The 17,018-nt window shown below is 60.4% G+C and carries 14 protein-coding genes; 1 reads left to right on the top strand and 13 read right to left on the bottom strand.

Features of this window, described 5'->3' with window-relative positions; translation table 11 throughout:
• Positions 1-18: 18 nt before the first annotated feature.
• The 3 genes from argJ to KVY02_RS06860 form a co-directional block, all read right to left on the bottom strand.
• Complete coding sequence (argJ, locus tag KVY02_RS06870; protein ID WP_218314838.1) at positions 19-1,248, bottom strand: bifunctional glutamate N-acetyltransferase/amino-acid acetyltransferase ArgJ; 1,230 nt, start codon at positions 1,246-1,248, stop codon at positions 19-21.
• Positions 1,249-1,278: 30 nt separating this feature from the next.
• Positions 1,279-4,002 (bottom strand): preprotein translocase subunit SecA, encoded by a 2,724-nt coding sequence (gene secA / locus KVY02_RS06865; RefSeq protein ID WP_218314837.1) that lies wholly within the window; start codon positions 4,000-4,002, stop codon positions 1,279-1,281.
• A gap of 93 nt (positions 4,003-4,095) precedes the next feature.
• Positions 4,096-4,446: a hypothetical protein gene (locus KVY02_RS06860; protein ID WP_081137063.1), complete on the bottom strand. Its 351-nt coding sequence runs from the start codon at positions 4,444-4,446 to the stop codon at positions 4,096-4,098.
• A gap of 110 nt (positions 4,447-4,556) precedes the next feature.
• Between KVY02_RS06860 and KVY02_RS06855 the strand changes: the two genes are divergently transcribed.
• The gene (locus KVY02_RS06855) at positions 4,557-5,018 is read left to right on the top strand and encodes a DUF721 domain-containing protein (RefSeq protein ID WP_218314836.1); all 462 of its coding nucleotides are present in this window, start codon (positions 4,557-4,559) and stop codon (positions 5,016-5,018) included.
• Positions 5,019-5,143: 125 nt separating this feature from the next.
• Here the strand turns inward: KVY02_RS06855 and lpxC are convergent, their stop codons facing one another.
• The 10 genes from lpxC to mraY form a co-directional block, all read right to left on the bottom strand.
• Positions 5,144-6,055, bottom strand: coding sequence for a UDP-3-O-acyl-N-acetylglucosamine deacetylase (lpxC, locus tag KVY02_RS06850; protein WP_081194126.1), 912 nt, complete (start codon positions 6,053-6,055; stop codon positions 5,144-5,146).
• A 156-nt stretch (positions 6,056-6,211) separates the two neighbouring features.
• A complete protein-coding gene (ftsZ, locus tag KVY02_RS06845) occupies positions 6,212-7,393 on the bottom strand; it encodes a cell division protein FtsZ (protein ID WP_016913524.1) in 1,182 nt (393 codons plus the stop codon).
• Between the two features lie 33 nt (positions 7,394-7,426).
• Positions 7,427-8,716 carry a cell division protein FtsA gene (gene ftsA, locus KVY02_RS06840; RefSeq protein WP_016913523.1) on the bottom strand — a complete coding sequence of 430 codons (1,290 nt, stop codon included), beginning with the start codon at positions 8,714-8,716 and terminating at the stop codon, positions 7,427-7,429.
• A 304-nt stretch (positions 8,717-9,020) separates the two neighbouring features.
• On the bottom strand, positions 9,021-9,743 hold the full coding sequence (locus KVY02_RS06835; RefSeq protein ID WP_016913522.1) for a cell division protein FtsQ/DivIB: 723 nt from the start codon (positions 9,741-9,743) through the stop codon (positions 9,021-9,023).
• Positions 9,744-9,765: 22 nt separating this feature from the next.
• Complete coding sequence (locus tag KVY02_RS06830; protein WP_218314835.1) at positions 9,766-10,704, bottom strand: D-alanine--D-alanine ligase; 939 nt, start codon at positions 10,702-10,704, stop codon at positions 9,766-9,768.
• Positions 10,701-12,113: a UDP-N-acetylmuramate--L-alanine ligase gene (gene murC, locus KVY02_RS06825; RefSeq protein WP_218315058.1), complete on the bottom strand. Its 1,413-nt coding sequence runs from the start codon at positions 12,111-12,113 to the stop codon at positions 10,701-10,703. The genes KVY02_RS06830 and murC overlap by 4 nt, the downstream gene beginning before the upstream one ends.
• Positions 12,114-12,166: 53 nt before the next feature.
• Positions 12,167-13,231 (bottom strand): undecaprenyldiphospho-muramoylpentapeptide beta-N-acetylglucosaminyltransferase, encoded by a 1,065-nt coding sequence (gene murG / locus KVY02_RS06820; protein ID WP_218315057.1) that lies wholly within the window; start codon positions 13,229-13,231, stop codon positions 12,167-12,169.
• Positions 13,232-13,282: 51 nt separating this feature from the next.
• Positions 13,283-14,464 carry a putative lipid II flippase FtsW gene (gene ftsW, locus KVY02_RS06815; protein WP_218315056.1) on the bottom strand — a complete coding sequence of 394 codons (1,182 nt, stop codon included), beginning with the start codon at positions 14,462-14,464 and terminating at the stop codon, positions 13,283-13,285.
• An 11-nt stretch (positions 14,465-14,475) separates the two neighbouring features.
• Entirely contained in the window at positions 14,476-15,855 is a 1,380-nt protein-coding gene (gene murD / locus KVY02_RS06810) for a UDP-N-acetylmuramoyl-L-alanine--D-glutamate ligase (RefSeq protein ID WP_218314834.1), read from the bottom strand.
• Between the two features lie 74 nt (positions 15,856-15,929).
• Entirely contained in the window at positions 15,930-17,012 is a 1,083-nt protein-coding gene (mraY, locus tag KVY02_RS06805; RefSeq protein ID WP_016913516.1) for a phospho-N-acetylmuramoyl-pentapeptide-transferase, read from the bottom strand.
• Between the last annotated feature and the right edge of the window lie 6 nt (positions 17,013-17,018).

Below are 17,018 nucleotides of genomic sequence, written 5' to 3'. Positions count from 1 at the left end.
TGAGCACGATGCCACAGCCTAGCTGCGGTAATCCGCATTGATGGACACATAGTCATGGGAAAGGTCGGAGGTCCACACGGTAGCCCCCTCCTCACCACGACCCAGCGTGATCCGAATGGTGATCTCCTCCTGCGCCATGACCGCACTGCCAGCGGCCTCGGTATAGCTGCTGGCGCGACCGCCCTGCTCCACCAGCCGCACGTCCCCCAGGTCGATGACCACTCGGCTGACGTCGAAGGCCTCAACTGGCGCACGGCCCACTGCGGCCAGAATACGCCCCCAGTTGGCATCCGAGGCATACAGCGCGGTTTTCACCAGCGGCGAGTGGGCAACGGTGAAGGCGACATCCAGTGCTTCCTGGCGGGTACGCGCCTCATCGACCTGCAAAGTGACGAACTTGGTCGCCCCTTCGCCATCACGAATGATGGCCTGTGCCAGCTCGGTCATCACGCGCTGCAGGCCATTGCGGAAAATCGCCACCTGCTCATCGCTTTCGATGCGAGCGCCGGTCCCCGTGGCCGCCAGCATGCAGGCGTCGTTGGTGGAGGTGTCGCTATCCACCGTGATGCAGTTGAACGAACGATCAACGGTCTCACGCAGCAGGGTTGCCAACAGCGTTTGCTCGATGGCCGCATTGGTGACCACGAACCCCAGCATGGTGGCCATGTTGGGCTTGATCATGCCCGACCCTTTGGTAATGCCGTTGATGGTGACCTGCTGGCCCCCCAGCGCTAGCGTCACCGTTGCCCCTTTGGCGCGGGTGTCGGTGGTCAGTATACCTTCACCGGCGTGTTGCCAAGCCTGACTACTGGCCGCCAGGGTATCCAGCGCTGGCGGCAGACCCGCCAACAGCCGCGCCATGGGCAGCGGCTCACCGATCACACCGGTCGAAAACGGCAGCACCTGCTCCGCCGAAACGCCTGCCTGCGCGGCCAGTGCCGCGCAGCTCTCACGCGCATCCTGCAGTCCCAAGTCGCCGGTACCCGCATTGGCATTACCGGTATTGATCAGCCAGTAGCGAGGTGCCTTCCCCGCCGCCTGGCACTGCGCCATGTGCTCCTTGGCCACGATAACCGGCGCTGCGCAGAACGCATTGCGGGTAAACACGCCCGCCACACTGGCGCTTTCGGGCAGTTCGATCACCACCATATCGCGGCGGCCCGGCTTCTTGATGCCCGCCATTGCAGTGCCCAGACGCACCCCTTCAAGGGGTGGCAACTCCGGAAAGGGAAGGTTACCCACCGCCATGTTTCTCTCCTTAACGTGCGCTAACGATAATCAGCTTAGTTTGCCGCAGCACTGCTTGTATTTCTTGCCGGAACCACAGATACACGGATCGTTACGGCCGACTTTCGGCCCCTCACGGCGCAGCGGGCGCCCATCGGCACCAGGCGCGGCTGCCTCACCATCTTCGCTGGGCGCATCGTGGCGGCTGGCCGCCGTGGCCTTCTCTCGCGCCAGCTCTTCGCGGCGCTTCTGCTCCAGCGCATCCACTTCTTCTGGTTGGCGCACCTGGACATGACTCAGGATGCGGGTGACATCGGCCTTGATGTTGGTCAGCAGATGCTGGAACAGTTCGAAGGACTCGCGCTTGTACTCCTGCTTGGGGTTCTTCTGGGCGTAGCCACGCAAATGAATACCGCGACGCAGGTGATCCATGGATTGCAGGTGTTCTTTCCAGCGCGTATCCAACACCTGCAGCATGACCTGCTTCTCGAAACGGCGAATCAGTGCCGCGCCCGCCGAGGCAATCTTGGCTTCGTAAGCTTCACGATGCATGGTCTGCAGGCGCTCGCGCAGCTTCTCTTCACTGAAGCGCTCATCCTCTTCCGCCCACTGAACCACCGGTGCATCCAGATTGAACTCGGTTTTCAGATGCGACTCCAGGCCATGCAGATCCCACTGCTCGGCCAGGCTCTGCGGCGGTACGTAGGTGCTGATGGCCTCTTCCATCACCTCCTCACGAATACCCAGCACGGCGCTCGATACGTCGTCAGAGGCGAGAATTTCGTTACGCTGCTCGTAAATGACGCGGCGCTGGTCGTTGGCGACGTCATCGTACTCGAGCAGCTGCTTACGAATATCGAAGTTGCGCCCTTCGACTTTCTTCTGGGCACGCTCGACAGCGTTGGACACCATCTTGTGCTCGATGGCCTCGCCACGCTCCAGACCCAGCGCCTGCATCAAGCGCTTCACTCGGTCCGAGCCGAACAGTCGCATCAGGCTGTCTTCCAGCGAGAGGAAGAAGCGCGTGGAGCCAGGGTCGCCCTGACGGCCCGCACGGCCACGCAGCTGATTGTCGATACGACGCGATTCGTGGCGTTCGGAACCGATCACGTGCAGCCCGCCAGCTGCCAGTACCGCATCATGACGCTCCTGCCACTCGGCTTTCAGGGCATCGAGCTGGGCCTGGGTCGGGTTCTGCAGCTTGGCGGCATCGGCTTCCCAGTTGCCGCCCAGCATGATATCGGTACCACGACCGGCCATGTTGGTGGCAATGGTGATGGCGCCAGGGCGCCCGGCCTGGGCTATGATTTCGGCTTCGCTCTGGTGCTGCTTGGCATTGAGCACGCTGAATTTGAGGCCCGCGTCACGCATCAGGCGTGCCAGATATTCGGAGGTCTCGATAGAAGCCGTACCGACCAGCACCGGTCGACCCGCCGCGGTCTCGGCAGAGACGTCCTTGATGATGGCTTCGTACTTCTCTTCGGCACTCAGGTAGACGAGATCGTTGAGATCCTTACGGGCCAGAGGCCGGTTGGTGGGAATGACGATAACGTCGAGGCCGTAGATCTGACGAAACTCGAAGGCCTCGGTATCTGCCGTACCGGTCATGCCCGCTAGTTTTTCATAAAGGCGGAAGTAATTCTGGAAGGTGGTCGATGCCAGGGTCTGGCTTTCACGCTGAACGGTAACACCCTCTTTGGCCTCGACCGCCTGGTGCAGGCCTTCCGACCAGCGGCGGCCAGGCATGGTGCGCCCAGTGTGCTCATCGACGATGACCACTTGCCCGTCGGCGACGATGTAGTCGACGTCAAGATGATAGAGGTGGCGCGCCCGCAGCGCCGAGTGCATGTGCTGCAACAGGTTGAGGTTTTGCGCCGCATAGAGCGAATCGCCTTCGCCCAGCAAGCCTTCGGCGCGCATCAACTCCTCGACCTTGTTATGGCCTTGCTCGGTGAGCTCGACCTGCTTCTGCTTCTCGTCCAGCACGAAGTCGCCTTCGACAGGAGCGTCTTCGTCTTCGGATACTTCCGCCTGCTCCAGCTGCTGGGCCAGACGGTTGACGATGGTGTACAGCTCGGTGTTCTCGTCCACCGCACCGGAAATGATCAGCGGCGTACGTGCTTCGTCGATCAGGATGGAGTCCACTTCGTCGACAATGGCATAGTGCAAACCGCGCTGCACCTTGTCCTCCAGCGAGAACGCCATGTTGTCGCGCAGGTAGTCGAAGCCAAACTCGTTGTTGGTGCCGTAGGTGATGTCACATTGGTAGGCGTGACGCTTCTCTTCAACGGTCTGGCCAGCAAAAATCACCCCTATCGACAGCCCCAGGAACTCATACAGCGGGCGCATCCACTCGGCATCACGGCGGGCCAGATAGTCGTTCACCGTGACCACGTGTACCCCTTTGCCCGTCAAGGCATTCAGGTATACCGCCAGCGTGCCCACCAGGGTCTTGCCCTCGCCGGTTTTCATTTCGGCGATACGCCCGCGGTGCAGTGTCATGCCACCGACCATCTGCACATCGAAGTGACGCATGCCCATGACTCGCTTGCTGGCTTCGCGCACTACCGCAAAGGCCTCAGGCAGCAGTTTATCCAGGCTTTCCCCAGACTCCAGACGCTGGCGCAGCTCGGCCGTCTTGGCCTGCAGCTCGCCATCGCTCAAGCCGACCAGGGTCTCTTCCAGCACGTTGATACTCTGCACGCTCTTGAGCATGCGTTTGACTTCACGGTCGTTCTTGGAGCCAACGACTTTGCGTAACAAGGAATTAATCATGAAATATCCACATCAACAGGAGCGACCTCTTCAGGCGCACTCTTTCATAGGGTCAATTAACGTCGGGTAAATGAACGTACCGCTTGCAGCAGGTCAACGGGCTGGCGGCCCTCGAGGAGAGCATACATCCAGAGCGACCGTCTGGCGGGGCATGACGGAAAAGAAAGAGATAAAGCTTTTCAGAACAGGAAGTTGACGCTGCTGGCGTGCTACCCAGCGCCTTAGCGCGCGGCGCTTTTTGGCGATCCACTGCGACTGGGCACGCAGCATGGCGGGCACCCAAAAGCAGATACACACGCTCCGGTCGCTGCTGCGCAGATCAGAAGGGTGTAAACTGGCGGGCAGCAGACAGCTCACCAGCAGGCCCGCAAGCCACCAACGCGCCAGCCCATGGCGACGATGCCGCCGTGGCAGAGCAGATAATGTATCGAGCGTTGATGGCATGCTGTGGCGTGGCTCCTGAGCGTGTTAGGCTCTGTCGATAGACAAAAAACATGGGTGCTGCGCGCACTCGTCAGCACGAAACTATCCGCAACACCCCAGGAATCAGGTGAATGAGTATAAAGGTTAAGCGTTCCCGCGCACAGCCCATTACCCAATTGCTGAACACGTCCGCTGGCGCAGGCCACCTGATGCGTCAGTCGCGCCTGATCGATCAAGCCCAGACCCATCTTCGGGCCCACTTGCCCGAAGAGATGCGTGCGCATGTGTTCGTCGGCGGCTTCAGCAATGGACGACTGACCCTGATCAGCAGCCAGGCCAGCTGGTTGACCTGGTTACGCTACGAGCAACCGCGCTTGTTGAGCCTGCTGCACCAGCTCCCCGGCTTTACAGGGGTAACGGGGTTCACGTTAAAAGTGCGCCCGGTACGCACCGTGGCGCCACCAGCACGCTATGCGCGCACTCTTTCCAGCAGTGCTGGCACAACGCTCAAGGAGTGCGCCGAGGATACCGAACACCCCAGGCTAAAGCAGGCCCTGGAGCGCCTTGCTTCGCACGCTCAGCGTAAGACATGAACCCTACGCACAACAGGCCGCTCGCCCACCATTAGACCAAACGCAATAAAGCACCGCATGGCGGTGCTTTATCTTTAGTGGGGGGACACTCCCCGATTTTCAAGCGGCGACCCTTAAAAACCACCTCAGGCCATGGCGGGTGCCGCATAGGAGATAGGCGCAACGGCCTTCTCTTCTTCGAAGGTCACGATTTCGTAGGCATCGGGCTGCGCCATGAGTTCACGACACAGACGATTGTTAAGGGCATGGCCGGATTTCACGCCACGGAACTCACCAATCAGGCTATAGCCCAGCTGATAGAGATCGCCGATGGCATCGAGCACCTTGTGCTTCACGAACTCGTCTTCGTAACGCAGGCCACCCTCATTCACGATACGGTAGTCATCCACCACGATGGCGTTGTCGAGACTGCCACCCAGCGCCAGATTGTTCGAGCGCAGGTACTCAAGGTCACGCATGAAGCCAAAGGTTCTGGCCCGCGACACTTCCTTGACAAAGGATGTCGTGGAAAAGTCGATCAATGCCTTCTGCTTCTGCTGCTCGAAGACAGGATGGTCGAAGTCGATGGCAAACGACACCTTGAAGCCTTGATGGGGCAGAAAGACGGCTTCCTTGTCACCATCACTGACCGCCACGCGATGCTTGATGCGGATGAATTTCTTGGCCGCGTCCTGCTCAAGGATACCCGCAGACTGAATCAGAAAAACGAACGGGCTAGCGCTACCGTCCATGATCGGCACTTCGGCAGCACTGATATCCACGTAGGCATTGTCGATGCCCAGCCCCGCAAAGGCCGACATGAGATGCTCGACGGTGGCTACCTTGACGCCTTCATGGGAAAGTGCCGTGCACAGGGTGGTGTCTTCCACCAGCTCGGCGCGGGCAGGCACGTGAACCACTGGGTCCAGATCGGTTCTGACAAACACAATACCCGTGTTGGCCGGTGCCGGGCGCAAGGCCAGATGGACTTTCTTGCCAGAGTGCAGACCCACTCCAGTGGCGCGGATGACGTTTTGTAGTGTGCGTTGTCTGATCATGGGCAGTGGTCAAGCTCTAATATCGGCGACGCGTAACAAGATGCTACCCAGTCGCAGGGGGGAGAAAAGTTATCAAACAGTGTTCACTTTAACAGCAAACGAGCGTTTTACCAATAAAACTCTCGTTTGCTGCCTCCATAAACCTGATAGCGCAGATCAATCTGCCTGGCGGCGCAGGAACGCGGGGATATCCAGATAGTCGTCAGCATCGGCCGAGCGACGCTTTTCAGGACGCGGCTTGGCTGCCGCTTCCGGCGCTTCGGCGCGCGCGGTAGCCTGTTGCCGCATGACGGTAGGCTGCTGCAATTTACGGTAGTCGGAGCCACCGGCGTCTGCAGCGGAGCGGCGCGCCGGTTCGCGAGACACGGCCTTGGCCTTGCTGCCGTCCAGGCCAGCCGCCACAACGGTCACACGCAGCTCGTCGGACATCTCCATATCGATGGAAGTACCCACGACGATGGTGGCTTCCTGGGAAGCGAACTCCTGCACCGTGGCACCCACGTCATTGAACTCGCCAATGGAAAGGTCGGGGCCAGCCGTGATGTTGACCAGAATGCCGCGTGCGCCGTGCAGGTCGATGTCTTCCAGCAGCGGGCTGCGGATGGCTTTTTCTGCAGCTTCACGGGCACGGTTTTCACCAGTGGCACCGCCAGTGCCCATCATCGCCATACCCATTTCTGACATGACAGTACGCACGTCTGCGAAGTCGACGTTGATGATGCCCGGGCTGGTAATCAGCTCGGCAATGCCTTGCACTGCGCCCAGCAGGACGTCGTTGGCAGCACTGAACGCGGTCAGCAAGGTCGCGTTCTTGCCCAGCACCGACAGCAGCTTTTCGTTGGGGATGGTGATCAACGAGTCGACATGCTCGGAAAGCTCTTTCATGCCCTCCTCGGCCGCTCGCATGCGCTTTGGCCCTTCGAATGGGAAGGGGCGCGTGACCACAGCAACCGTCAGGATACCCAGCTCCTTGGCGACCTGAGCAACCACAGGCGCGCCTCCCGTCCCGGTACCGCCGCCCATGCCTGCCGTAATGAAGACCATATCGGCGCCATTGAGCAGCTCGGCGATGCGATCACGATCTTCCATCGCGGCCTGGCGGCCCACTTCAGGGTTGGCTCCCGCGCCAAGCCCCTTGGTGATTTCCCCACCCAGCTGAAGCACCGTTTTAGCCGATACGCGCTTGAGTGCTTGCGCATCGGTGTTGGCGCAGATGAACTCGACGCCTTCGATGTTGCTCTCGACCATGTGGTTGACTGCGTTACCGCCGCCACCGCCAACACCGACGACTTTAATGACCGCACTGCTCGAGGGTGCGTTATCTACCAATTCGAACATAAGCCCCGTCTCCTGAACCGCGTCGCGGCCCTATCAGAAATTTCCTTTTAACCAGCTTTTGATTCTTGCCAGCGTCGAATGGCCATCCTTGATATCACGTCGGACAAGCTCGCTGCGACCCTTGTGGCCCCCAGCACTTCCCACGTGGCTTTCCAGGCCTTGCCCATGACGCGTTTCCTGCAGTGCATAGTGGAGTAAACCCACGCCCGTCGCATAGATAGGATTGCGAACCACATCCGCCAGGCCTCTGACATTTTGTGGGCAGGCAATACGAACCGGCATGTGAAAAATTTCTTCAGCCAGTTCGCTGACACCTTCCATGCGTGAGGTGCCACCGGTAAGCACCACACCCGCAGCCACCATATCTTCATAGCCACTGCGGCGTAATTCGTCTCTGACCAGCGTGAAGAGCTCTTCATAACGAGGCTCCACGACTTCCGCCAGTGCCTGGCGCGACAGATCTCGTGCCGCGCGATCACCCACGCTGGGCACCTTGATCATTTCATCGCTGGCCGCCAACTGCGTCAATGCGCAGGCGTATTTTACCTTGATTTCTTCCGCGTGCTGAGTGGGCGTACGCAGCGCCATGGCGATATCGTTGGTGACCTGATCACCGGCGATCGGAATCACTGCCGTATGGCGGATGGCGCCCTCACTGAAGATGGCCATGTCGGTGGTACCTCCACCGATATCGACCATACATACTCCCAGCTCGCGCTCGTCTTCGGTAAGCACTGCCATGCTGGACGCCAATTGCTCCAGGATAATGGCATCCACATCGAGACCGCACCGCCGCACGCACTTTTCGATGTTCTGTACGGCATTCAAGGCAGCCGTGACCAGATGCACTTGCGCCTCCAGACGAACCCCGGACATACCCAGCGGTTCGCGGATACCCCCTTGCGCATCGATGGAGAACTCCTGGGGCAAGACATGCAACACGCGTTGCCCTTCAGAGATAGCCCGAGCCCGTGCGGAATCGATGACCCGCTCGATATCGTAAGGAGTGACTTCACGCTCCTTGATGGCCACCACGCCGTCGGAGTTCATGGAGCTGATATGACTGCCTGCCACACCCACATAGACAGAGTGGATATCGCAGCCCGCCATCAGCTCTGCCTCTTCGACAGCACGCTGAATCGACTGCACCGTGGATTCGATATTGATGACCACTCCTCGCTTCATGCCGCGAGAAGGATGAGAACCGATACCGGCGATTTCAATCCCACCATCATCGGTGGGTTGACCGACTATCGCGACGACCTTGGACGTTCCAATGTCCAGCCCGACAACCATATTGGATGCGTTGGGTGAGCCTGCCATGAGTCGGTAAATCTCCTTGTCGTCGTTTTATAAGAGCGGGGATCGCCTTTTAACGCTTAAACGAAAAGCAGGCAAAACCCGAAGATAAAATAAATAAGTTGACTAAAACTGTATAACGCCGCTAACCGCGACCGAACAATAAATACTGACCCACAGCATCGTCTGGGACATAGTATAGAAACAATAGCCACAATACGACTAGCCCAAACCCACGATAATTGGCCAGGAAAGCATTTTATACCCCATAAGCGGTTTTTTTAGCGGGCCTGCCTGCCCATTTACCCGCTTTTTTGCACATTGCGCCTTATCGTGACTCGTCCTCCTCCTCCGGAACCTCGGTTTCACCATGCCAGGCCACTGCCACACCATTGGGGTAGCGCAGGTCGATGTAGCGGATATGCTCGCCCACGCTGCTCAGCTCACGCTGCCAGGAGGCCGATAGCCGGGCTAGTCGCTCCCCATGGTGACGACGCCCCAGCATTACCCAGGTACCCTGGTCGAGCTGAAGCCGCCAGGCGCCTCGGGGCTCCAAGCGCAATTGCGCCAGGGTCAACGACAGCCCGGCAAAGTGCGGCGTCAAACGCTGATAGTAGGCCAGCACTTCCGCACTGCTTTCCTGAGGCCCCGCCAGGTCGGGCAATCCGGCTGGCGCATCAAGGGGCGCGTAGGAGAAGGGTTCGCCTCTTGGGTTAAGCAGGAAATCATCATTCCAGCGGGCTACCGGCGTTTGCTCTATCAACTCGAAAACCAGCGCGTTGGGCCACTCTCGGGAAATTCGCACTTCATCCAGCCAACCAATCTCCAGCGCATCGCGGCGCAGCTCGCCCAAATCTGCCGACAGCCAAGTGATATTCTGGACCAGCGGGGCCAGCTGTGAGCGCAGATAGTCCGCGCTCAAATACTCCCACTCGCCTCGAATGGACACTCGCTCGATCGGGCGATCCAGCCAAAGCCATAGCGCTCGACTCCCCGCCCCCAGCAGCAATGCCAGTAGAACGATACCGAGCCACGCATTGCGCTTCTTCATAAAAAACTCATGCCATGCCCCGTCACGAATCGCGCGCCAGTGCCGTGGTTAAAATACGCATCACCAGCTGGTCGAAATCGATGCCAGCGTGGGCTGCTGCCTGTGGCACGAGGCTATGATCGGTCATCCCGGGCACGGTATTCACTTCGATCAGCCAGAAGTTGCCTGCAGCATCACGCATGACATCGATACGCCCCCAGCCTTCGCCACCCACGGCAAGGAAGGCCTCCTTGCACAGCGCAGCCAACGTCTGCTCGTCTTGTGCAGACAGGCCACAGGGCAAGTGGTACTGGGTGGTATTGGTCAGATACTTGGCTTCATAGTCATAAAACCCACCGGGCACCTCGACACGGATAGCAGGCAACACGTCATCGCCCAATAGTGCGACGGTGTATTCATCACCGGTAATAAAGCGCTCGGCCATGACCCTGGCATCGAAGGTAGCAGCCTGGGCATAGGCGGCTTTCAGCTCATCGAGACTGCGGACGATACTGATACCCAGAGTCGAGCCTTCGTGTACCGGCTTGACCATCATGGGTAGCCCTAACTGGGCTACCACCGCCTCCCAGTCCGAACCGGCATTCAGCATGATGCACTCCGGCGTGGGCAGGTCGACGGCTTGCCACACCTGCTTGGTACGCTGCTTGTCCATGCCCAACGCCGAGGCCAGCACGCCACTGCCGGTGTAAGGCAAACCAAGCAACTCCAATGCCCCCTGCAGCGCACCATCTTCACCGCCACGCCCATGCAGTGCGATGAACACCGCGGTGGGGTCGAGGCGCTCGAGGCCCGCTAGCCCACCCTCCTTGAGATCGTACCCCTGCGCCTTCACGCCTTGACGCTGCAAGGCGCTCAACACGGCGGCACCACTCTTGAGCGACACCTCCCGCTCGGCCGACATGCCGCCGTAGACCACGACGACACGCTCCAGGCCAGCCTGCTGCGTTTGCCCTGATGTCATAGCACCACCTCTTTCATGACCAGCTTGGCTTGGGCAAGGCGCAGTGAAATACCACCCACATCGCCCGCGCCCTGGGTAATCAGAATATCGCCTGGACGCAGCACGTTGTTGAGCAGGGCAGGCAGCTCGTGCTTGTGCTCCACGAACAGCGGATCGACATCGCCACGTTGACGGATGGAGCCTGCCAGGGTCTTGCCTTCAGCACCCGGCACCACCGCCTCGCCAGCGCTGTACACGTCGAGCAGCACCAGCGTATCCACCTGAGACAGTACGCGCACGAAGTCTTCGTAGAGATCGCGGGTACGGCTGTAACGGTGGGGCTGGTAGAGCATCACCAGGCGGCGCTCGGGCCAGCCGGCACGCACCGCCTGAATGACCATATCCACTTCACGCGGATGGTGACCGTAATCGTCGACCAGCATGATCTCGCCTTCGCCGACCGGTGCCGGATAGTGGCCATGGACCTGAAAGCGCCGCCCTACGCCCGCAAACCCCATGAGACCGCGCTGAATGGCGTCATCACTGACTCCGGCGTCGGTCGCCACCACGATGGCCGCCATGGCGTTCAAGGCATTGTGGCGGCCCGGCATGGCCAGTCGAATGGCCAGCGGAGGCACGCCACCGGGCCGCAGTGCCGTGAAGGAGACTTCCCCGGCCTGCTGACTAAAATCCACGATGCGATAGTCAGCGTCTTCATCGAAGCCGTAGGTCACGAACTGGCGCTTGATACGCTCGCACAGCCCGCGCACGTGGGGATCATCGATACACAGCACCGCCAGGCCGTAGAAAGGCAGATTGTGCAAGAACTCGATGAAGGTGTTTTTCAAACGCTCGAAGTCACCCCCATAAGTGGCCATGTGGTCAGCATCGATATTGGTGACGATCGACACCATGGGCTGAAGGTGAAGAAACGACGCATCGGATTCGTCGGCCTCGGCCACCAGATAGTCGCCCTCCCCCAGGCGAGCATTGGCACCTGCGCTGGTGAGTTTTCCACCGATCACGAAAGTTGGGTCCAGGCCGCCCTCTGCCAACAGGGTAGCCGTCAGGCTGGTCGTGGTGGTCTTGCCGTGGGTACCAGCCACGGCAATGCCGTGACGAAAGCGCATCAGCTCGGCGAGCATTTCCGCACGCCGCACCACTGGCACGCGGTGGTCGTGCGCCCAGCGAATTTCAGGGTTGGCTTCATCGATGGCACTGGAGACGACGACCACATCCGCGCCTTCCACGTTCTCCTTGGCATGCCCAATGAATACATCGACGCCGCACTGACGCAAACGCTCCACCACACTGGACGCTTTCATGTCACTGCCGCTGACCTGGTACCCCTGGTTAGCGAGCACCTCGGCAATGCCGCACATGCCGGCACCGCCAATACCGACGAAATGAAGCCGCTGGATACGGCGCATACCCGGCCCGCTCGGGCCACTCAGCTGCGGCGACGTATGGTTGACTGACTCGGTCACGCAGTTTCTCCTTGCTTCACCAGCGAGAGGCAGCCTTCGGCCAGGCGCTCGGTCGCGTTCAAGGACGCCGCTTGACGCGCCTTGGCGGCCATCTCTGCCAGGGTCTCTGGGTACAGTAATTGGTCCAAAAGTTCACTTAAATAGCCAGCCGTCAGCTCAGCCTGTACGACACATAGCGCCGCACCCGCCTGGACCAGCACCTCGGCATTCACCCGCTGATGGTCATCCACGGCAAAAGGAAACGGCACCAGCAACGCGGGCTTGGCCGCCGCCGCCAGTTCGGCAATCGTCAGCGCACCGGCTCGGCAAACGACCAGATCCGCCCAGGCATAGGCCGCGGCCATATCATCGATGAACGGCGAAACCTCGGCGACCACCGCCTGCTGAGCATAGGCGTCTGCCGTGGCGATATCGCGCTCCTTGCCTGCCTGATGACGCACCTCGGGACGTCGCTCCGGCGGCAGCGCAGCCAAGGCCACAGGCAGGCGCTCGTTCAGCGCTACCGCGCCCAGTGAGCCGCCTACCACCAACAGGCGCAGCGGCCTGCCCTGCATGTCGGCCACCTGCCGGGGCTGCTCGCCCAGCGCGGCGATCTCTTCACGTACCGGGTTGCCAATCACCTCGGCACGCGTGCCAAATGCATTCTCGAACGCGGCATAGGTACGCGTGGCCAAGCGCGACAGCACCTTGTTGGTCAGCCCTGCCACGGCATTCTGTTCATGAATGACCAGCGGAATACCGGATAGCCGGGCCGCTAGACCGCCAGGCCCGCTGGCGAATCCACCCAGCCCTACCACCACATCCGGCTTGAAACGCTTGATGACGCCACGTGCCTGGAGCACCGCCCGCGACAGGTTGAGCGGCGCCTTGAGCCAGCCATCGGCGCCATTGCCGCGCAAGCCACTGATCGCAATGGTATGTAGCACGATGCTCGCCTCGGGCACCAAGCGGTTTTCAATTCCCCGCGGGCTGCCCAGCCACTCCACGGCAACCCCTTGGGACTGGAGAGCACGCGCCAGCGAGAGCGCAGGAATGACGTGCCCTCCCGTTCCTCCCGCCATGACCAAAACCCGTCGACCCGCATGTATCGCCACAAACAGCTCCTTGAATAATTACGTCAACCGCGGCTCTCGGCGAGCACGATAAGGCGTCGACAAACGACGCGGGCGATGCCGAGTTTCTGCATCCACCCGGAGCAACAGCCCCACCATCATGCCAGTGACCAGCAGACTGGAGCCTCCGTAGCTGATCAGCGGCAGGGTCAGCCCTTTGGTCGGCAGCAAGCCAGCACTCACCGCCATATTGATAAACGCCTGAGCCGCCACGATAAAGCCGATCCCGTAGCTCACGTAGGCACCGAACAGATGCCCAGCCAGCTCTGCCCGTCGACCCACCCACATGGCCCGCACGATGAACAGGGTGAACAGCAGCACCACGGCTATCGCTCCAATCATGCCCAGCTCTTCGGCCACCACCGCAAAAATGAAGTCCGTATGGGCTTCGGGAAGATAGTGCAGCTTCTGCACGCTGTTGCCCAATCCGGTGCCAGTCACATGGCCACGTCCAAACGCGATCAATGCCTGCGTCAGCTGATACCCGGTGGCGAACTGGTCGGCCCAGGGGTCCAGGAAGCTGGTCCAGCGCGCCAGTCGATACGGCTCCATGACGACCATCATCACGGCACCAAACCCCAGCACCCCGCCACTGCCCAGCAACAGCGTCAGCGAAGCGCCGCTCATCATCAGCATGCCGATCACACACACGGCATATACGACCATGCCGCCGAAATCCGGGGCAAGAAACAGCAGGAAGGCAGGAATGGCCAGTACCGCCAAGGGGCGCCACATGGTAAAGGCGCGCTGGCGCAGTTCATAAGTGAATCGCGACATGAAGGCGGCCATGTAAAAGATCAGCCCCAGCTTGCCAAATTCCGAGACTTGCAGGCTGGGAAGCGGCCCTGGCAGGGCAATCCAACGCTTGCTGCCGTTGACCTCCTGGCCTACGGCCAGTACCACGACCAGCATGACAATGCTCAGCAACAACAGCAACGCCGCATTCTGGCGCCATAGCTCCAGCGGCACGCACACCATGAACAGGCATGCCAATATCGCCAGCAGCAAAAAAATGCCGTGCTGGCGAGCATAGTGATAGCTGTTTTCCAGTAGCCCTATCGACGCGGAGCTGACCATGACCCAGCCCAGTCCTGCCAACGCGACGGCGGCGACAATCAGCCAGACATCGCAAGGCAGGTGGCGGGTCGCCAGCGCTTCACGCAGTCGCTGCACCCTACTCATGGTTTCGTCGCTCATGGGGCACTCTCACGCTGTTTCTGCTCGATCCAGTCGCGAAACAGGTCGCCCCGCGCCTGGTAGTTGGCGAATTGGTCCAGGCTGGCACACGCTGGCGAGAGCAACACACAATCCCCTCGCTCGGCCAGCTGCCATGCGGCTTCCATCGCCTGTGTCAGCGTTTCGACACGCTGAGTGTGAAGGCAAGGGCCAAGCACGTTGTCGAGACGCTCGGCGTCTGCGCCGTAGAGCAGCGCGGCTTTTCCATGGTCCGCCAACGGCCCGGCCAGCGGCGTAAAGTCGGCTCCCTTACCCACGCCTCCCGCCAACAGAATGATCTTGCCAGTGAGCGCGACGCCAATACCATTGATGGCGGCCAGGGTCGCACCCACGTTGGTCCCTTTGGAGTCGTTGACCCAGCGAACCCCGTTCACCTCAGCAACGGTTTCGCTACGGTGCGGCAGCCCCTTGAACGTGGTCAACACCTCACACATGGCCTGACGATCAAACCCCAGCGCCCGGCCCATGGCCAACGCTGCCAGCGCGTTCAACTGATTGTGCTGACCAGTAATGGCCAGCTCATCCACCGCCAGCCACGGCGTCTCGCCGTGCATCAAATAGCGGCGTCCATCGATATCGGCCAGCCCCCAGTCACTACCGGCCGGAACACCCACACCAAAACGCTCGACACGGTCGAGGGCATCCAGAGGCCAGGTCATGGGGTCATCGGCGTTGACCACCGCGTGCTCGGCGCCCATGAAAATGCGCTGCTTGGCCTGACGGTAACCCGCCAAATCGCCATGACGGTCCAGATGATCATCGCATAAATTGAGAAACGCAGCCGACGCCGCTCCGAGGCGAGGCGTCGTTTCCAGTTGAAAGCTGGAGAGTTCGAGGATGAAGAGCTCGGCACCGGGATGGTCGGCCAACAGATCCAGAGCCGCCGTGCCCAGATTGCCCCCCACGGCGGCATTCACCCCCGAGGCCTTGGCCATTGCACCTAATAGCGTGGTCACCGTGGACTTGGCATTGGAGCCCGTAATCGCCGCCACCGGGGCACGCACCAGACGCCTGAACAGTGCCGTTTCACCCACCAGCATCGGCTCGCCGGTGGCAGGGTTGACTCGCTCCAACAGCCCGTCGAGGCCTGCCAAATGCGGGTCGACCCCCGGACTGATCACCACCTCGTACGCATCGCTGAAATCCAGCTCATTCAGCGGCCCACAGTGGCAATCAATCGCCGGATAACGCTGCTGGAACGCGGCGAGTCCAGGCGGCATCTCGCGGGTATCGGCCACCATGAAAGGCACTCCATGGCGGTCCAAATGGCGACAGATCGCCTGACCGGAAATGCCCAGTCCAACAACAACGGTAACACCCTGAGGTACCTTCACCATGAACGACTCCTTGGCCCGGGCTAGAGCGGCCTTGGCCACCGTGACACGACTACCCTGACACGACTACCCAATGACTAACGCACTTTCAGTGTGGCCAGTCCCAGCAGAACGAGGACAACGGTGATGATCCAGAAACGCACGATCACGCGCGGCTCAGGCCATCCCTTGAGTTCGTAATGGTGATGCAGCGGAGCCATGCGGAAGATACGGCGCCCCGTCAGCTTGTAGGAGCCGACCTGCAGAATGACCGATACGGTTTCCAGCACGAAAATACCGCCCATGATGAACAGCACGATCTCCTGGCGCACGATGACCGCCACCACGCCCAGGGCGGCCCCTAACGCCAGCGCACCCACATCGCCCATGAACACCTGGGCGGGATAGGTGTTGAACCACAGAAAGCCCAGGCCAGCACCGGCAATCGTGGCACAGAAAATGGCCAGCTCGCCGGTTCCCTGAATGAAGGGAATATGCAGGTAGTTGGCAAATACGGCATTGCCGCTGGCATAGGCAAACACCGCCAGCCCCATGGCTACCAGCACGGTGGGCATGATGGCCAGACCATCCAGGCCATCGGTCAGGTTGACGGCATTGGAGCTACCGACAATCACAAAATAGCTCAACACGATGTAGAACAAGCCCAACGGCAGCGCAACGTCCTTGAACAGCGGAATGAGCAGGCTGGTTTCGGCGGGCGTGGTGGCCGTGGCGTACAGAATGATGGCGGCTCCCAGGCCGACCACCGACTGCCAGAAATATTTCCAACGTGCTGGCAGCCCGCGGGGATTCTTTTCGACCACTTTGCGATAATCGTCGACCCACCCGATGGCGCCAAAGCCCAGCGTCACCAGCAGCACGATCCAGACGTAATAGTTGGTCAGGTCACCCCACAGCAAGGTGCTGATCGCAATCGCCAGCAGGATCATGGCGCCGCCCATGGTCGGCGTACCTGCCTTGGAAAGATGCGACTGTGGGCCGTCGTCGCGAACGGCCTGGCCAATCTGCCCTTCGACCAGTCGGCGTATCACCCAGGGCCCCAGCCAAAGGCACAGCATCAGCGCGGTGAGCGCGGCGAGAATGACGCGTAGCGTCAAATAATTGAACACCTGAAACGCAGATTGAAATTGAGCTAGAAAATTCGCCAAATGAAGTAACATGAACGG

It is taken from the genome of Halomonas sp. 18071143, from assembly GCF_019211725.1.
GTDB classification, from domain to species: Bacteria; Pseudomonadota; Gammaproteobacteria; order Pseudomonadales; family Halomonadaceae; genus Vreelandella; species Vreelandella stevensii.
Note: the sequence above shows the minus strand (reverse complement) of the source record. Positions and strands in the feature narration are given on the sequence as shown.

What these genes read in the sequence shown, in the direction of transcription:
- argJ (WP_218314838.1), bottom strand. Translation starts at nt 1,248, where the DNA reads ATGGCGGTGGGTAACCTTCCCTTTCCGGAGTTGCCACCCCTTGAAGGG.
- secA (WP_218314837.1), bottom strand. Translation starts at nt 4,002, where the DNA reads ATGATTAATTCCTTGTTACGCAAAGTCGTTGGCTCCAAGAACGACCGT.
- KVY02_RS06860 (WP_081137063.1), bottom strand. Translation starts at nt 4,446, where the DNA reads ATGCCATCAACGCTCGATACATTATCTGCTCTGCCACGGCGGCATCGT.
- KVY02_RS06855 (WP_218314836.1), top strand. Translation starts at nt 4,557, where the DNA reads ATGAGTATAAAGGTTAAGCGTTCCCGCGCACAGCCCATTACCCAATTG.
- lpxC (WP_081194126.1), bottom strand. Translation starts at nt 6,055, where the DNA reads ATGATCAGACAACGCACACTACAAAACGTCATCCGCGCCACTGGAGTG.
- ftsZ (WP_016913524.1), bottom strand. Translation starts at nt 7,393, where the DNA reads ATGTTCGAATTGGTAGATAACGCACCCTCGAGCAGTGCGGTCATTAAA.
- ftsA (WP_016913523.1), bottom strand. Translation starts at nt 8,716, where the DNA reads ATGGCAGGCTCACCCAACGCATCCAATATGGTTGTCGGGCTGGACATT.
- KVY02_RS06835 (WP_016913522.1), bottom strand. Translation starts at nt 9,743, where the DNA reads ATGAAGAAGCGCAATGCGTGGCTCGGTATCGTTCTACTGGCATTGCTG.
- KVY02_RS06830 (WP_218314835.1), bottom strand. Translation starts at nt 10,704, where the DNA reads ATGACATCAGGGCAAACGCAGCAGGCTGGCCTGGAGCGTGTCGTCGTG.
- murC (WP_218315058.1), bottom strand. Translation starts at nt 12,113, where the DNA reads ATGCGCCGTATCCAGCGGCTTCATTTCGTCGGTATTGGCGGTGCCGGC.
- murG (WP_218315057.1), bottom strand. Translation starts at nt 13,231, where the DNA reads ATGGCGGGAGGAACGGGAGGGCACGTCATTCCTGCGCTCTCGCTGGCG.
- ftsW (WP_218315056.1), bottom strand. Translation starts at nt 14,464, where the DNA reads ATGAGTAGGGTGCAGCGACTGCGTGAAGCGCTGGCGACCCGCCACCTG.
- murD (WP_218314834.1), bottom strand. Translation starts at nt 15,855, where the DNA reads ATGGTGAAGGTACCTCAGGGTGTTACCGTTGTTGTTGGACTGGGCATT.
- mraY (WP_016913516.1), bottom strand. Translation starts at nt 17,012, where the DNA reads ATGTTACTTCATTTGGCGAATTTTCTAGCTCAATTTCAATCTGCGTTT.